General features: G+C 59.9%; 15 protein-coding genes and 1 riboswitch. Of the genes, 8 read left to right on the top strand and 7 right to left on the bottom strand.

Annotation, left to right across the window (positions count from 1 at the left end; translation table 11 throughout):
* The first annotated feature begins 156 nt into the window (after window positions 1-156).
* Both BN1012_RS11455 and BN1012_RS11450 read left to right on the top strand, forming a co-directional pair.
* Entirely contained in the window at window positions 157-1,449 is a 1,293-nt protein-coding gene (locus BN1012_RS11455) for an adenylosuccinate synthase (protein ID WP_043949717.1), read from the top strand.
* On the top strand, window positions 1,449-2,081 hold the full coding sequence (locus tag BN1012_RS11450) for a hypothetical protein (protein WP_043949716.1): 633 nt from the start codon (window positions 1,449-1,451) through the stop codon (window positions 2,079-2,081). Before BN1012_RS11455 ends, BN1012_RS11450 begins: the two co-directional genes overlap by 1 nt.
* An 18-nt stretch (window positions 2,082-2,099) precedes the next feature.
* On the opposite strand, the gene BN1012_RS11445 is transcribed toward BN1012_RS11450, so the two are convergent.
* Window positions 2,100-3,185 (bottom strand): radical SAM/SPASM domain-containing protein, encoded by a 1,086-nt coding sequence (locus tag BN1012_RS11445; RefSeq protein WP_043949715.1) that lies wholly within the window; start codon window positions 3,183-3,185, stop codon window positions 2,100-2,102.
* Between the two features lie 115 nt (window positions 3,186-3,300).
* Window positions 3,301-3,414: riboswitch (TPP riboswitch) on the top strand.
* Window positions 3,415-3,505: 91 nt separating this feature from the next.
* Between BN1012_RS11445 and thiC the strand changes: the two genes are divergently transcribed.
* Entirely contained in the window at window positions 3,506-5,386 is a 1,881-nt protein-coding gene (thiC, locus tag BN1012_RS11440) for a phosphomethylpyrimidine synthase ThiC (RefSeq protein ID WP_043949714.1), read from the top strand.
* 296 nt (window positions 5,387-5,682) lie between these two features.
* Here the strand turns inward: thiC and rpiB are convergent, their stop codons facing one another.
* Entirely contained in the window at window positions 5,683-6,111 is a 429-nt protein-coding gene (gene rpiB / locus BN1012_RS11435; RefSeq protein WP_043949713.1) for a ribose 5-phosphate isomerase B, read from the bottom strand.
* 54 nt (window positions 6,112-6,165) lie between these two features.
* Here rpiB and BN1012_RS11430 point away from each other — a divergent pair, with 54 nt between their 5' ends.
* The 4 genes from BN1012_RS11430 (at window position 6,166) to BN1012_RS11415 (ending at window position 8,966) form a co-directional block, all read left to right on the top strand.
* Window positions 6,166-6,732, top strand: a complete 567-nt coding sequence (locus BN1012_RS11430) for an O-methyltransferase (protein ID WP_043950987.1) — start codon at window positions 6,166-6,168, stop codon at window positions 6,730-6,732.
* Window positions 6,733-6,819: 87 nt separating this feature from the next.
* On the top strand, window positions 6,820-7,473 hold the full coding sequence (gene msrA, locus BN1012_RS11425; protein WP_043949712.1) for a peptide-methionine (S)-S-oxide reductase MsrA: 654 nt from the start codon (window positions 6,820-6,822) through the stop codon (window positions 7,471-7,473).
* 19 nt (window positions 7,474-7,492) lie between these two features.
* Window positions 7,493-8,200 (top strand): YceI family protein, encoded by a 708-nt coding sequence (locus tag BN1012_RS11420; RefSeq protein WP_052535147.1) that lies wholly within the window; start codon window positions 7,493-7,495, stop codon window positions 8,198-8,200.
* A 61-nt stretch (window positions 8,201-8,261) separates the two neighbouring features.
* Window positions 8,262-8,966, top strand: coding sequence for a DUF6134 family protein (locus BN1012_RS11415; RefSeq protein WP_052535145.1), 705 nt, complete (start codon window positions 8,262-8,264; stop codon window positions 8,964-8,966).
* A gap of 4 nt (window positions 8,967-8,970) precedes the next feature.
* Here the strand turns inward: BN1012_RS11415 and BN1012_RS16960 are convergent, their stop codons facing one another.
* The 3 genes from BN1012_RS16960 to BN1012_RS11400 form a co-directional block, all read right to left on the bottom strand.
* Window positions 8,971-9,897 (bottom strand): CPBP family intramembrane glutamic endopeptidase, encoded by a 927-nt coding sequence (locus BN1012_RS16960; RefSeq protein WP_052535144.1) that lies wholly within the window; start codon window positions 9,895-9,897, stop codon window positions 8,971-8,973.
* Between the two features lie 17 nt (window positions 9,898-9,914).
* A complete protein-coding gene (rpoH, locus tag BN1012_RS11405; protein ID WP_043949711.1) occupies window positions 9,915-10,829 on the bottom strand; it encodes an RNA polymerase sigma factor RpoH in 915 nt (304 codons plus the stop codon).
* Between the two features lie 157 nt (window positions 10,830-10,986).
* Window positions 10,987-12,147, bottom strand: coding sequence for an RluA family pseudouridine synthase (locus BN1012_RS11400; RefSeq protein WP_320408856.1), 1,161 nt, complete (start codon window positions 12,145-12,147; stop codon window positions 10,987-10,989).
* Between BN1012_RS11400 and BN1012_RS11395 the strand changes: the two genes are divergently transcribed.
* Window positions 12,146-12,544 (top strand): hypothetical protein, encoded by a 399-nt coding sequence (locus BN1012_RS11395; RefSeq protein WP_043949710.1) that lies wholly within the window; start codon window positions 12,146-12,148, stop codon window positions 12,542-12,544. The two genes, BN1012_RS11400 and BN1012_RS11395, sit on opposite strands and share 2 nt — an antisense overlap.
* Before the next feature lie 24 nt (window positions 12,545-12,568).
* Here BN1012_RS11395 and BN1012_RS11390 read toward each other — a convergent pair whose 3' ends face one another.
* Together BN1012_RS11390 and BN1012_RS11385 are read right to left on the bottom strand one after the other, a co-directional pair.
* Window positions 12,569-14,500: a sulfatase-like hydrolase/transferase gene (locus tag BN1012_RS11390; protein ID WP_171815949.1), complete on the bottom strand. Its 1,932-nt coding sequence runs from the start codon at window positions 14,498-14,500 to the stop codon at window positions 12,569-12,571.
* A 128-nt stretch (window positions 14,501-14,628) separates the two neighbouring features.
* Entirely contained in the window at window positions 14,629-15,486 is an 858-nt protein-coding gene (locus tag BN1012_RS11385) for a hypothetical protein (RefSeq protein WP_043949709.1), read from the bottom strand.
* Window positions 15,487-15,586 lie beyond the last annotated feature (100 nt).

Raw genomic sequence — 15,586 nt, 5'->3', positions numbered from 1 at the left:
TCAGGCACTTTTTGCAGACAGAGAATCAGGGGTGGATGCTGCGGCATCCGCCCCTTTTTCGTGCCGAGTTTCAGCACTGCTGCTGGCGCATTGGAGTTTCACCCCGATGTGGGTATAGTCCCGCCGCTTTTCCGGACAAATAAGGAATCTCTCGCGATGGCAAATGTAGCGGTCGTCGGCTCCCAATGGGGTGACGAAGGCAAGGGCAAGATTGTGGACTGGTTGTCAGAACGCGCCGACGTGGTCGTGCGCTTTCAGGGCGGGCACAATGCCGGCCATACGCTGGTGATTGACGGCAAGGTTTTTAAACTTTCGCTGCTGCCCTCAGGCATCGTGCGGCCCAACAAGCTGTCGATCCTTGGCAATGGCGTGGTGCTGGACCCATGGGCGTTTGCCAAGGAAGTGGACCAGATTGCCGGTCAGGGCGTGGCCGTGACGCCGGACAATCTGATGATTGCTGAAAACGCGACGCTTATTCTCTCCGTGCATCAGGAACTGGATGTGATGCGTGAGAGCTCCAATTCCGGCACCAAGATTGGCACCACCAAGCGGGGCATTGGCCCGGCTTACGAGGATAAAGTGGCGCGCCGCGGCCTGCGGGTGATCGACCTTGCGGATTTCTCGACACTGGAAGCCAAGGTGGACAATCTGCTGGTGCATCACAATGCGCTGCGCCGGGGCAACAATCTGGAAGAGCTCAAGGCGGCGCCCATTGTTGAGGCGCTCAAAGAAATCGCGCCACGCATTCTGCCGTTCGCCAAGCCCGTATGGCTGGTACTGGACGAAGCCAAGAAGGCTGGCAAGCGTATTCTGTTTGAAGGCGCGCAGGGCACGCTGCTGGACATTGACCACGGCACGTACCCATTCGTGACGTCGTCCAACACCATTGCCGGTCAGGCGGCAGGCGGCGCAGGTGTTGGCCCCAGCGCCATTGGGTATGTGCTGGGCATCACCAAGGCCTACACAACCCGCGTGGGTGAGGGTCCGTTCCCGACCGAGCAGGACAATGATGTTGGCCAGAAGCTGGGTGAGCGGGGCCATGAGTTTGGCACCGTCACAGGCCGCAAGCGCCGTTGCGGCTGGTTTGATGCGGTGCTGGTGCGCCAGGCCATCAAGACCGGCGGCATTGAGGGTATCGCGCTGACAAAGCTCGACGTGCTGGACGGCTTTGACGAACTCAAAGTCTGCACCGGCTACACGCTGGACGGCAAGAAGCTGGATCATCTTCCTGCTGATGCGCCAAGTCAGGCCCGCGTCGAGTGCGACTACGTCACCCTCGAAGGCTGGTCAGAAAGCACGGAAGGCGCCCGCAGCTGGGCTGACCTTCCTGCACAGGCCATCAAATATGTGCGGCTCATCGAAGAGCTGATCGAAGCGCCGGTGGCACTGCTGTCAACCAGCCCTGAGCGTGAGGATACGATCCTGGTGACTGATCCGTTCGCGGACTGATGCAAGACGACTGGATTGAGCGTTGGCTTCCAACAATACTGCTAGTCTCAGCAGGTGTAATATTTGCGTTCCTGTTTGCTGAATTACTGCGGGAATTTCCGATGCTCGTTGATTTTGTCAGAGACTTTCAAACGCTGATCACAGGTTTTATTGCCATCGGGGGCGTCTGGTGGAGTTTGCAATTCCAGAAGTCTCGAGAAGAAGATTTAACGCGCCGGTCAATGGTGACTTCGGTGCACTTTGACGTGCAGACCTGTGTTGGTGATGCAAACATCAAAATTCAACATGCGACGCGGGCTTATACGAATTTGCGCCAAGTGGCATTACGTCCGCGTCGTCAGGCTCTGGAGGAAATGGCAAAGCCGAACCCGATCTCTAACATTCGATATTGGTTGCCTCAAATCGGACGTCTTCCCAATCATGCACACGACATTTTAGTCTTTGTTTTTCTCTATGAAACAGTGGAATCCCGGCTCGTTAACGCGTTGCTGGATGAGCGGAAATCCGATGAAGATATATTGCTTCTGATCGCGGAAAAACTTTCGCTTCTGTCGGAGCGAGGAGCGATGCTTGAGGAAATGCTTAGGGCGGAGTTTCCAAACGAGACGGTGGAACTAATGGTTCCTGCGTAACAGAAGTGGAGGATTGTGTTACTCCGCTGCCACCAAAGGCCCTGATGTCACGCCGATGGCCCGAAGCCGCTCCTGCCTGATGTCCTCAATGACCGGGGCCAGGACTTCTTCGTGGAACTTGTCGCAGCCGATGCAGAGGTTGCGGTAGGGATTGCCCTTGGGGTCGGTGGTCTTCGATTTTTCGTAGAAGGTGTCCGTATCCCAGCCGTGGCTCAGTCCCATGCGCTCGGGATGGCCCATGTTGATGGCTTCGAAGGCGGGGTGGCCGACGAGGCTGTCCAAAATGTCGGTGAGTTTTTCCTCGGTGACATTGCCGATGGGGGCCTTGGTCTTGAGGCAGCAGGGGAAGACGTCGCCCTGGGGATCAATGGACACTTCCGAGCCTGAATATTTGTGGTTGAGGAAGTTGAGGCCGCCGGACCAGGCGTTGCAGAAATTGTCCTTGATGGTGGCGCGGGAGAGGCCGTTGTCCCAGGCGCGGCCACGCGGCCATATCTTGCCGATCCACTCGTCCTCCGTGGCGCCGAAGAAGAGATAGGTGGGACCGTCGTTCTTCTGCCACTCGCCAAAATTGCCGCGGGTGGAATGTTCCGCATAGCCCGTCTTGGCGAACATCTCGTGCAGCTTTTTGATCAGCGGTTTGCGCTTGTCGCCTTCCATGCCGACGTGGAAATCATCCATGCCTGAAATGGCGATCATGCGGATGCCGCGCTCGCGCAGTTCCTCGAGGATTTTCTCGGTCACAAGATCGCCGGTGGTCTGGATCGAGATGTCGACGCCGCCCTTGTTGCGGTACTTGGCGTTGAGCGTCTCCAGCACCGGGTAGAGCACCCGCTCGCGCACCGGGTCCACCAGCACTTCGCCGCCGGCCATGATGATGCGGCCGCGCTTCTGCGTGTAGCCAGCGGGGCTGTCATCGGGGGACGCCAGATCCAGATAGGTCATCCGCTCGGGCAGATTGGCGATGATTTTGGGGAAAGCCTCCTCCGACTCACGCACGACCTCTTCCAGTGCGTCGCGCACATAGGGGCGGAAGCGATTCTCGTAGCAATGCGTGCACTTGCGGTGGCAGGCCCAGTTAAGGACCCAGTAGACGGATTCCATGCGGCATTCCCGTGATTGACCCAAGCTCACCCCAGAATGTGGCGGGAAGCGGCGATGGGTCAAATAACAGGTGAGTGAGGGCTTTAACCCTTGGCGAAACGGAGTCACACTGCGCCGAAGTTCCAAGGGGTGTCCCTACTATTTGTAGGGGCTGAGACGGCTGAGAGAGCCGAACCCTTTGAACCTGATCCGGGTCATGCCGGCGAAGGGACTGGGACGTTGCGCGGCATTTGTTCGCTCGCGCCGCCCCTCCTTTGCATGCTTGACCGGCTGATGTATTTGCGCGCCTTGCACGGGCGTGCCGACAGGAGGGTTTGGACATGAATATCCACTCAACGCCGAATGCGCCGACAACGGATGATGTGACCACCGGGCCGCTGCCCGCGTCCACCAAGGTCTATGTGTCGCCGGAGGGGCATCCCGATGTGCGCGTGCCGCTGCGCGAGATCGAGCTTGAGCCCTCCGCCATGGAGCCGCCGGTGCGGGTCTATGACACGTCGGGCATCTACTCTGATCCAGACGCGACAATCGACATTGAAGCCGGCCTGCCGCGCACCCGTACTGCATGGTCTCTGGCGCTGGGTGGGGTTGCTGACTATGAAGGGCGTGATGTGCAGCCCGAAGACAATGGCAATGTCTCCGAAGGGGCTTTGGCGCGGGCCTTTCCGATTGTGAACCGGCCGCTGGCGGGGGATGGCTCGAAGCCGCTGACGCAGTATCAGTGCGCGAAGGCGGGCATCATCACCAAGGAAATGGAATATGTGGCGCTGCGCGAAAACATCGGGCGCAAGAAAGCGCTTGAGGATGCAGCGCAGGACGTGGCGCTGGGCGAGAGCTTTGGCGCGGACATCCCCGAGTTCATCACGGCTGAGTTTGTGCGCGAGGAAATCGCCAAGGGCCGCGCGATCATTCCCGCCAATATCAACCACCCGGAACTGGAGCCGATGATCATCGGTCGCAATTTCGCGGTGAAGATCAATGCCAATATCGGCAACTCGGCGGTAACGTCATCGGTGGCTGAAGAAGTCGACAAGATGGTGTGGTCAATCCGCTGGGGCGCGGACACGGTGATGGACCTCTCGACGGGTCGCAACATTCACAACACCCGCGACTGGATCATTCGCAACTCGCCAGTGCCGATTGGAACCGTGCCGATCTATCAGGCGCTGGAGAAGGTCAACGGCGTGGCCGAAGACCTGACATGGGAAGTTTTCCGCGACACGCTCATCGAGCAGGCGGAGCAGGGGGTGGATTACTTTACCATCCATGCGGGCGTGCGGCTGGCCTACATCCATCTCACCGCCAAGCGCGTGACCGGCATCGTGTCGCGCGGCGGGTCGATCATGGCCAAGTGGTGCCTGCATCACCACAAGGAGAGCTTCCTCTACGAGCACTTCGACGACATTTGCGACATCATGGCGAAGTACGACGTGTCGTTCTCGCTGGGTGACGGCTTGCGTCCGGGCGCCATTGCGGACGCCAATGACGAAGCGCAGTTCGCCGAGCTGGAAACGCTGGGTGAGCTGACGCAGGTGGCCTGGGACAAGGGCTGCCAGGTGATGATCGAAGGGCCGGGGCATGTGCCCATGCACAAGATCAAGGTCAACATGGACAAGCAGCTCAAGGAATGCGGTGAAGCACCGTTCTACACGCTTGGGCCGCTCACCACGGACATTGCGCCGGGCTATGACCACATCACGTCCGGCATTGGCGCTGCGATGATCGGCTGGTTCGGCTGCGCCATGCTTTGCTACGTGACGCCGAAGGAGCATCTGGGCCTGCCGGACCGCGACGACGTGAAGGAAGGCGTGATCACCTACAAGATTGCGGCCCACGCCGCGGACCTTGCCAAGGGGCACCCGGGCGCTCAGTTGCGCGACGATGCCCTGTCACGGGCCCGCTTCGAGTTCCGGTGGCTCGACCAGTTCAATCTGGCGCTGGACCCTGAGCGTGCACGCGACTTCCACGACCAGACACTTCCAAAAGAGGCCCATAAGGTGGCGCATTTCTGCTCCATGTGCGGCCCCAAATTCTGCTGGATGAAAATCAGCCAGGACGTGCGCGACTATGCTGCTGAAAAGGAAGCGTCCGAAGGCATGGAACAGATGGCCGAAACCTTCCGGAATACGGGCGGTGAGATTTATCAGGATGCGGAGAAACTGGAAGCGGTGAAGGAGTCGAATGAGGCGCTGAAGGGGTAGGCAAGGCGAGTCGCAAACGATTCACAAAATTCCTGCTTGCGTAAAACCGCAAATCACCTCAGCTTCATACATGGTTCTAACGTATTGAAAGGAGGTGATCCAATGTCGAGTGTCACGCAGCGGGGCTTTGGGTCCTTGTCGGTAGCGGGTCTATTTGGGGCAACCTTCGAGGTGGTCTGCTAACCGGTCAGTGCTTTTAGCTTTAGGGGTTTCGACCCCGCTGAAGTCACGGGAAAGGGTCGTGTCCAGCAGTGCGCTGGAACGGCCCTTTCTTTTGTTTGAGTTCAAAGTTTGGCTCAGGCTTCGAGTTTGACAATGCGCTGCTGGTGCCGCCCGCCCTCAAACGGCGTGTCGAGCCATGTCTGCACGATGCCGGTCACATCGCTTTCCTCAATCATTCGCTGGCCCAGGGACAGGACGTTTGAGTCGTTGTGGCGGCGCGCCATCTCGGCGGAGAGGGGATTCCAGCAGACCGTGCAGCGAATGCCCTTGATCTTGTTGGCCGCGATGGCTTCTCCATTGCCCGAGCCGCCCAGAACGATGCCTCTGTCATAGTCGCCGGATGCAACCGCGTTGGCGGCAGGGAACACAAAGTCCGGGTAGTCGCACGCGGCGTCGCTGAAGGTGCCGAAGTCTTTGACCTCGTGACCTTGCGCCGTCAGGAATGCCTTGATCTTCTCTTTGTATTCAAAGCCCGCATGGTCTGTGCCGATGGCGATTTTCATGGCTGTTTCCTGTTCGGTGTGGGTCTGGACCCTGTCATATCAAGAAAGAAGCTGATGGAAACCAAATTCCCTTCTTCCCTGGCTGAAATCCAGATGCGGGCGGACGCGCTTGGCTTTGACATGAACTCGGGCATGCAGGTCGGTCAGTTGCTGGCGTCTCTCGCAGCCTCCAAGCCCGGTGGCCGGGTGCTGGAGCTTGGGACCGGGTGTGGCCTTGGGGTGGCGTGGCTTCTGTCAGGCATGGATGCGCAGTCTCATCTGGTGAGTGTGGATACGGATGAGGGGCCGCAGGGCATTGCCCGCGATGTGCTGGGCGCAGATGCGCGGGTCACGTTTGTGCTGGAGGATGGCGGGGCGGTTCTGGCGCGTGCGGAGGCGGGCAGCTATGACCTGATCTTTGCGGACGCCTGGCCAGGCAAGTTTTCCCATCTGGATGAAGCGCTGGGGGCGCTTAAGCCCGGCGGCATCTATCTTGTCGATGATCTGCTGCCACAGCCCAACTGGCCAGACGGGCATCAGGCGAATGTGGATGCCTATCTGGACGATCTTCGGGGGCGGGACGGATTTGCGTTCACCCAGATGGACTGGGCCACCGGCGTTGTGATGCTGGTGAAGCGTTAGCGGTTTCGTGACATGCCCGCCGCTGGTCGTGAGGCCTTTGAGCCCCTACATTAGGGGTAACGTATCTCGCCAGAAGGAGGCAGTTCCATGTTTGGGCGCAAAAAGGCCGAAATGGTGGCCGAAACAGCCGCGTTGCCGGGCCGTGATTTCGATATTCCGACCGCTGACACGCACTTTGTGAACGGCGCGGCCCTCAAGGGCCCGTACCCACAGGGCATGGAGCAGGTGCAGTTCGGTCTTGGGTGTTTCTGGGGTGCGGAACGCAAGTTCTGGGAACTGGACGGCGTCCATGTGACGGCTGTTGGCTATGCGGGCGGCTACACGCCCAATGCGACTTACGAGGAAGTGTGCTCCGGCCAGACGGGCCATACGGAAGTCGTGCTGGTTGTGTATGACCCCAACAAGGTGAGCTTCGATGCGTTGCTAAAGACGTTCTGGGAATCCCATGACCCGACGCAGGGGATGCGCCAGGGCAATGATGTGGGCACGCAGTACCGGTCATCCATTTATACGTATACGGATGAGCAACTGGCGGCCGCCAAGGCGTCCAAGGCGATGTATGAAACGGAACTGGGTGCGCGCGGCTATGACGCTGTGACGACCGAAATCCGGTCCGCGCCGGAGTTCTACTTTGCCGAGGATTACCACCAGCAATATCTCGCCAAGAACCCCAATGGCTATTGCGGACTGGGCGGCACCGGCGTGACCTGCCCGATCGGCACCGGCGTGGCGGCTGAATAGCCGCAAGCGGGGCGTGCACATGATGCAGCTGAAAACATGGACAGGCGCGCTGGCTGGTGCTGGCGCGGCCTGGCTGCTGGTGGCAGGGCTCGCACTGCCAGTGTCTGCCCATGAAGGGCATGACCATTCGCCAGATGGATCCATGATGCCCGGGGCAGACCTTCCGGCTGGTGAGTATCGCCTGGACCTGTCCCATGCGAGTCTCATTCTCGGGGTCGATCATCTGGGACTGTCCACCTACCGGGCCCGGTTTACGCGGATGGATGCCACACTGGCCATTGATCCAACAGAGCCGGACAAGGCGGCGCTGTCGGTGACTGTTGATGCGGCATCCCTTGAAACGCAGTTCCCGTTCCCGCAGCCGGACTTCAATGCGGCGCTGACAGGCCCGGAATGGCTGGATGCGGATCAGCACCCTGAGATTCGTTATGTCTCGACGGACATCACTATGACCGGCACGCACACCGCAGATGTGACGGGCGATCTGACGCTCATGGGTGTGACCCGACCAGTGGTGCTGGATGTCACGTTCAATGGTGGTTATGGCAACAAGCCCTTTGGGGACCTTGAGGCCGTCATCGGGTTTTCCGCGACCGGGGCGTTCAATCGATCTGCGTTCGGCCTGACGAACGGACTGCCGCCGGAAGGGACGTCCATGGGGGTGGGTGATCAGATCGAGTTGCTGATCGAGGCGGAGTTTCACCTGCCTGCCGAAGCGGAGCAGTAAAACCGCTTGGCCCCTGGGTGCGTATGAAGCTTATGGTTTCACGCATGTAATGAGGCTTCTCATGCCGCGCAATTTTCTGCCAGCGATTGTTTCGGCCGGTCTGACCCTGGGGGGCGGAGCGTTGCCGGCTGCTGCCGCCTCCATTCTGGACATTCGTGCGCTTTATGGTGACCGGATCGAGTTTGGTGTTTACCGCGGTGGCGCCGAGATCGGGGAGCATATTGTTCAGTTCGATGAGGTAGACGACGGGCTGCGCGTTCAGACCTCCACAAACCTTGCTGTCTCAGCGCTGTTCATCACGGTCTACCGCTTTGAATATGAATCCGATGCGCTGTGGCAGGACGGGACGTTGATGTCCATCACCGCGCGCACCAATGATGGCGGCACGGTCAGTGAGATTGAGGCTGAGGCCGAGGGCGGCAGTCTCACGGTGACGGGGCCTAACGGCACAGATGAAGCGCCTGTGGGCATCTATCCCACCAATCACTGGAATGCGGGCGTGATCGGATCCACCCGGGTGCTCGATACCTTCACCGGGCGCATTTCTGACGTTGATCTTGCCTCGAAGGGCCGTGAGCAGGTCGTTACTGCTCATGGCACGCTCGACGCGACGCGCTACCAGTATTCAGGCGCGATTGACAACGAGGTCTGGTACGACGCCGAGGGCCGATGGGTCCAGATGCAGTTCAAGGGTACGGACGGATCAACGATCCAGCTGCGGTGCCGGTCCTGCAAGGCGGTGGAGCTGGCGGATGCCGTGCGGTAATTGGCTACGTGCCGTCTGAAGGCGCAGGCCCCGCCCGGTCGCGCATGAGCGCGAGATCAAGATCAGGTCCGCGCCAGAGCAGAACGACGCTGGCGAGAAAGAGGCTGCCAAGCGCGTAGAGCGGATCGATCCCCAAAATGCCGATGGCGAGGCTGGTGTTGAGCGAGGCGTGGACGATGACGCCTGAAAGGAACCAGTTGCCGCCGGTGCGGATAAAGATCCATGTCATGAGAATGCTGGAGCCGATCCAGTTGGCCATCATGAAGGCGTAGCTTGCACTCGCCTGGTTGGTGCCGGGAAAGAAGAACACCGGCAGGTGCCAGATGCCCCAGATGATGCCGATCAGGATGCTGGCGCGCAGCGGGCCCAGCAGAACGATGAGCCTTGGAAGCAAATAGCCGCGCCAGCCATATTCCTCACCGATGGGGCCGGGATCGGCGATGAGCGCCAGGGTGGTGACGAACAGGACCGGCACCGTGGCAATGGCAGCAACGTTCAGCGGTCCGATCGGCCCGCCGCCCAAGCCGATATGGGCGAGCGCATCCACCATCAGCCAGCCGAGCGGCATAACGGCCAGCGCGATCACGGCCCAGATGACCCAGGTGAGCGGCGTGCGTGGGGCGACCACCCCCGCAAATACATCGGCAAGCCCGCGCCGCCATCCGTGATGCGACACGATGAGGATCAGACCGGCAAGGGTTGGCCCGTAGACGGCCAAAAAGAAAAAGGCCTGAGCGCGAGGTCCGCTCAGGCCGTTTTCGCCGATCATGACATTGGGAAACAGGAAGGCGAGGACACCCACGCCGTAGGTAATGGCAAAGGTGATGGCCAGAAAGGCCAAGGTCTGTCGCCCATATCCGGGGCGCAGGTGTTCATGTGCTGGATAAAGCCACCAACTATCGCGCGTGAGGCCTGATTTTGGCTCCTGCATCGATCCTGCTCCGCAAATTAGCTTGCGTATTCCTCAGCCTTTTCGCGGGTCGCCCGGATTTCGTCCTTGTGGGCGGCCTTCATGGCTTTTTGCAGCTTTTCGAATGCCCGGACTTCGATCTGGCGGACGCGTTCGCGGCTGATGCCGTATTCTTGGCTCAGCTCTTCGAGCGTTGAGGGCTCATCCTTGAGGCGCCGCTCGGTAAGGATGTGCATTTCGCGCTCATTGAGGGTCTGCATGGAGGCCGCCAGCATCTCGCGGCGGCGCAGAAGCTCTTCGCTTTCAGAGATCGTCTCTTCAGCGCTTTCGCTTTCGTCTACCAGCCAGTCCTGCCACTCACCGCCGTCAGCATCCGCGCGCATGGGCGCATTGAGGGACTGATCGCCCCCATTGGACATGCGACGGTTCATGTTGATCACGTCCTGCTCGGGCACGCCAAGCTTGGTGGCGATGGACTGCACGTGTTCAGGACGCAGGTCGCCATCTTCCAGGGCGTCGATCTTGCCCTTGGCCTTGCGCAGGTTGAAGAACAGTTTCTTCTGCGCGGCCGTCGTGCCGATCTTCACCAGGGACCATGAGCGCAGGACGTATTCCTGAATGGCGGCTCGGACCCACCACATGGCATAGGTGGAGAGGCGGAACCCTTTTTCAGGATCGAAGCGCTTGACCGCCTGCATGAGACCGACATTGCCTTCGGAAATCACCTCGGCGATCGGCAGGCCGTAGCCGCGATAGCCCATGGCGATCTTGGCGACGAGGCGCAGATGGCTTGTCACGAGTTTGTGGGCCGCATCAGGGTCTTCGTGTTCCGCATAGCGGCGCGCGAGCATGTATTCCTGCTCGGGCTCGAGCATGGGGAATTTTCTGATCTCCTGCAGATAGCGCGTCAGGCTGCCATCTGGCGTCAGACTAGGAATGGATTTGGTCGCCATGATTAGTCTCCCCTCCGGCCCGATTTTGTTTGATTTGGGCCTGCGGTCAGGTTTCTTCCTGCGGGTGCGCGTTTTGGCGCGCTGACGCAGGGGCCGCCTGAAGCCCTCTATATTTAGGGATTAGCGCTGAATTTTGAAGGGGGCGTTCACGGGTATTTTACAACGCTTCTAAACAAGCGAGGAGTTTGGCCATATCCGGCGGCAAATCAGCCTCAAAAATGAGCTTTTCTGCGGTTTTTGGGTGGGAGAACCCCAGCAGATAGGCGTGCAGGGCCTGGCGGGAAAATGCCTTGGCCACTGATTTTGCCGGTTCGGGCAGCCCATTGGCCATTGTCATGTGACTGCGGCCATAGACCGGGTCGCCGATGACGGGAATGCCCTCTTTGGTCAGGTGCACGCGGATCTGATGGGTGCGGCCGGTTTCAAGGCGGCATTGAACCAGGGCGGCGACGGGTTTGCCTTCAGGTTCAAACCGCTTTTTGACTTCCAGATGGGTCACCGCGCGTCGCCCGACCGCTTCAGACACCACGGCCATCTTTTTGCGGTCATTGGGGTGGCGGCCCAAAGGTGCATCGATGGTGAACTTGCGGCGGCGTGGATGGCCCCAGACAAGGGCCCAGTAGGCACGCTCCAGAGCACCGTCTGCGCCGTGGGAGGCAAATTGCGCCGCAAGGGCCTTATGCGCCTGGTCGGTCTTTGCAGCAACCATGACGCCGGATGTTTCCTTGTCGAGCCGGTGGACAATGCCGGGCCGGGCGACGCCGCCAATGCCTGACAGAGTGCCCGCACAATGGTGCAAGAGGGCATTGACCAATGTGCCGTCTTCGTTGCCTGCGGCGGGATGCACGACCATGCCGGCAGGCTTGTTGATGACAATCAGATGGTCGTCCTCAAAGAGCACCGTGAGGGGAATGTCCTGGGGCTCAGGTTCTGCCGCCTTTGCAGCCGGGTGCATGACGTCATAGGCGGTGAAGGGCTGCGCCTTTGACGACGCGTTGGTGATCAGCCGCGTCTTTGTTTCATCAACGACCTGCTCGCCTTCTTCCGTACACGGAGCCTCACGGGCTTCCACCTGCCCTTCTGCGATGAGGGCCTGGACGCGGGCGCGGGACAGGTCGGGCAGGGCGTCTGCCAGCAATTTGTCGGTGCGCAGGCCGCCAGCATCTTCGCCAACCAGCACGCGGATAAGGCTTGCGCCCAAGGGCAACTCACTGGCATGCATATCGCCAGCGTCGAGGACTTCCACGCGATAGGGCGGGGTGCCATCTTCGTGTGCCGGCGTATCGGCAGTTTTATGTGAGGCAACAGGATCGGTCATGGCCGCTCAGGATAGCAAACCCGCAGGCGATGCGGGCGAAATGGAAGAAATAGACGAAGCAACAGCGCGGACGCAGCGTGTGTTGCTTATCACCGTCATTGTGCTGGGTGTCCTGCTGATTATCGGCTTTGCCATTGTGGTGGCAACCATAGCCTCACGCATATCATCTTCTGGCGATGAGGCCGAATTGGCGCCTGAGCCTGTTGTTGCCGTCACGCAGGCGGGCGACTTTGAAGTGCCTGTTCCTGCCGGGTATCAGATCCAAGCGGTGACAGGTGACGAGCGCCGGCTGGTCATTCATCTTGTGAGCGAAGGCCAGCCCGAGCGGATCATGGTGGTGAACACGCGCTCCGGCCAGGTGGTCCGCTCTTTGGTGCTGACGCCTGCGGTACCATAGAGGTCGCTGCGGGTTGGGTTGACCTTACGCTGCGCGCTTCTTGCGCCTGCTGCGGATAAGCATAAACCCGCCAAGCAACAGCGCAGCCCCGATCACGGCGAAAAGCGTGTTGCGGCTTGACGGGTTGACCAAGGTTTCCGCGATCGCGAATCTCGCCTCGCACCACCAGTTGCACTTGCCTTCAAAGAAAACCCCAGGGCGCAGCGTCAGCGGAGGCTCAGGCGTCACCACATTGTTGGTGGCGGCAAAATCTTCGTAGGCCTGCACCATTTCAGCCAGTTTCTCGGGAAACTTGTCGGCCAGGTTGGCGGTCGCGCTGGGATCGGCTGCAATGTCGAATATTTCCCATTCGCTGCTTCCAACCGGCGGGCCCAGAAAAACGGCTTTTAAGTTGCCTTGCCGGACCATGCGGTTGCCGAACAGCTCTGTGACGATGGCCCGGCTTTCGTCGCCGTCGTCATTCGCCAGAATGGGCAGAATGGACTGGCCGCGCGGCTGGAGCTTGCCGTCATAGAGCGGGTGGTCCTTGGACGTTATGCCCGCCAGTTCGTAGAGCGTGGGTGCCAGGTCTGTCACATGCCCGGTGCTGTTGCGGATCACCCCGCGCTCAAGGCCCGGGCCGGAAATGATCATCGGGGATCTGACGCCCCCTTCGGCCACAGTTGCCTTGAACAGCCGGAAAGGCGTGTTGCTGCTGTTGGCCCAGTCCCGGCCCATGGTTGTGAAGGACCCGGCCTGTCCCATGCGCTCCGGGCTCTGGTCGTAATTGGCATGCAGCCACTCGCGCGTGTTGCCCCGATAGACAATCGGCGTGGTGACGGACGCACCATTGTCAGACAGGAAAATGATGTAGGTGTTGTCGAGGCGGCCGGTCTCTTCCAGTCGTGCAACCACTCTGCCCATTTGCTGATCCAGCAGTTCCACCATGGCGGCGTAGATTTCCATACGGCGGATGTCGATGGCACGTTCTTCTGGTGATCGTTCAGCCCATGGCGCTTTGTAGGATGGCAGCCAGCTTGGGAAATTGAGCGGGGCATCCAGTTGGCTGTCCGGACTGATCAGGCCCAGTTCCACCAGACGCTGCCGCCGTTGCTCTTTTTCGGCAGCCGGGCCGTCATCAAAAACACCCTTGTAGCGATCAAGCCATTCATCCGGGACCTGCAAAGGGTCATGGGGTGCTGTGTAGGCAAGATAGGCAAAGAACGGTGTGTCTGCCGCGCCATCCATGTACTCGATGATTTTGTCGGTGTAGCCGACGCTGGAATAGAAATCTTCGGGCAGTTCGATCGGTTTGCCGTCTTCCAGGTAGGTGACCGTTTCGAGCACACCGATCTGGCGTTGATCTGCGAAGTGACTGGAGGCGCCTTCCAAGAGGCCAAAGGCACGATCAAAGCCACGATTGTGTGGCCGCTGGTCTTCATCGATTGCCAGGTGCCATTTGCCACTCATCATCGTGGCGTACCCATTGGCCTTCAGCATTTCGGCGATGGTGACAACGCCATCATGCAACTGAGCACCGTATTCCGTCAGGCCCAACTGATTGGGCGCCTGCAGGGTATGCATGGTGCCAACACCGGCGGCGTGATTGCTGACGCCCGTCATCAGCATGGAGCGGGTCGGTGAGCAGGTGGGCGCCACATAGAAGTTGGACATGAACGTGCCGCGTTCGGCCAGGGCATCAATGTGTGGCGTGCGGATTTTGCTGCCAAGGAAGCCGGGGTCCGACCAGCCCATGTCATCGACCATGACGACCAGAAAATTGGGTTTCCCGGCCGGTTGGGCCGCTTGTTCCGGCTGGGTCGGCTGTGCCGCCGGGGCCGTCTGCGCCGGCTGTGCCGCCGGGGCCGTCTGCGCCGGCTGTGCTGTCTGGGCCTGGGAAGATGTCAGCGACATACCGGCAGAAACGGCTACCGCCACAAGTGAGACCAGTATTTTTCTTGTTGACCGAACGTGCATGCTTTGTCCCCCGACTGCAGTTTTGCGGCGGACCATATCAGGTGTCGCGGCAAGACGCAGCACTTACTGTTCGATTGATCAGCGGCAGTCAAGTGCGGTAGCGCGTGTCTGGCTGGTGAAGAGCCGTCTTAGGCAGATACGCCGTCGCGCAGGGCGCGGATGCGATCTGAGAGTGTGGGTTCCTTGGGCGCGGCGGCCGCTATCACCTGCTGATCGGGCTGCTGCTCGGGCTGCTGCTCGACCTGTGGTTCCGGCTGCAGGTCCGGCTCGGGCTGGTCCGCGCTCTCGTCCGTAACCTGATCAGCACTTTGATCGGAACTCTGATCGTATGTGGTGTCTTCACTCACAAATTGCTGGGCCGTGTCGTGCGCAGGCGTTTCAGGTGTAGGTGCGGATGCGTCTGCAGGTGCTTCTGCGGCAACTGTCTCGTCATAGGCGACAGGGGCTGCAACAGAAGGTGAGGCCGGGGCTGCTTCAGGGTGTAGGGACTGTGCAATCTCGTGATGAGATTCGCCCAGGCCCACAATTTCAGAACTCAAGGCTTCTGCACGGCTGCCAAGATCGGCTGCTTCTCGTCCCAGCGAATCTGCGCGGGCCCCGAGATTGCGCACGTTTTCCGCCAAGGCCTGCATCTGGTTTTCGCTTTCAACGAGCAGGGCATCTCGATTGGCGATTTCCTGTTCGAGGCTTGCCCGGGTTTCTTCCAGTGCACTGACGCGGCTTGAGGCCTCGGAAGAGATCTTGTCGCGTGATGCTTCGAGTTGCTGGATTTCTGTGAGCAGGCTGCCCTCGCGGGCTGCAATCTTGCCTTCGTATTTTTTGGAGACGTGATCGCTTGCCTCGTGAAAGGCGGCGGAATGGACATCCTGCCGGACACGTTCCGTTGTGACTTTGGCAGCCCGTGCCCACAGCAGTGGTGCAAGGGCCAAGGCAGCAAGTGCCATTATCAACACGCCCAGAAGGACAAGCATCAGTGCTTCGGCCATGGTGTACTCAACCCCAACTCGGCACCGGCAGAAATACATTGCAGCCGGTGCGCTACGCCCCAAATCAGGGATGTTGGCTTCCCCAAGCGCATCCCCACGG

The organism is Candidatus Phaeomarinobacter ectocarpi (genome assembly GCF_000689395.1).
Lineage (GTDB): Bacteria > Pseudomonadota > Alphaproteobacteria > CGMCC-115125 > CGMCC-115125 > Pyruvatibacter > Pyruvatibacter ectocarpi.
This window is presented reverse-complemented; position numbering and strand designations above follow the sequence as displayed.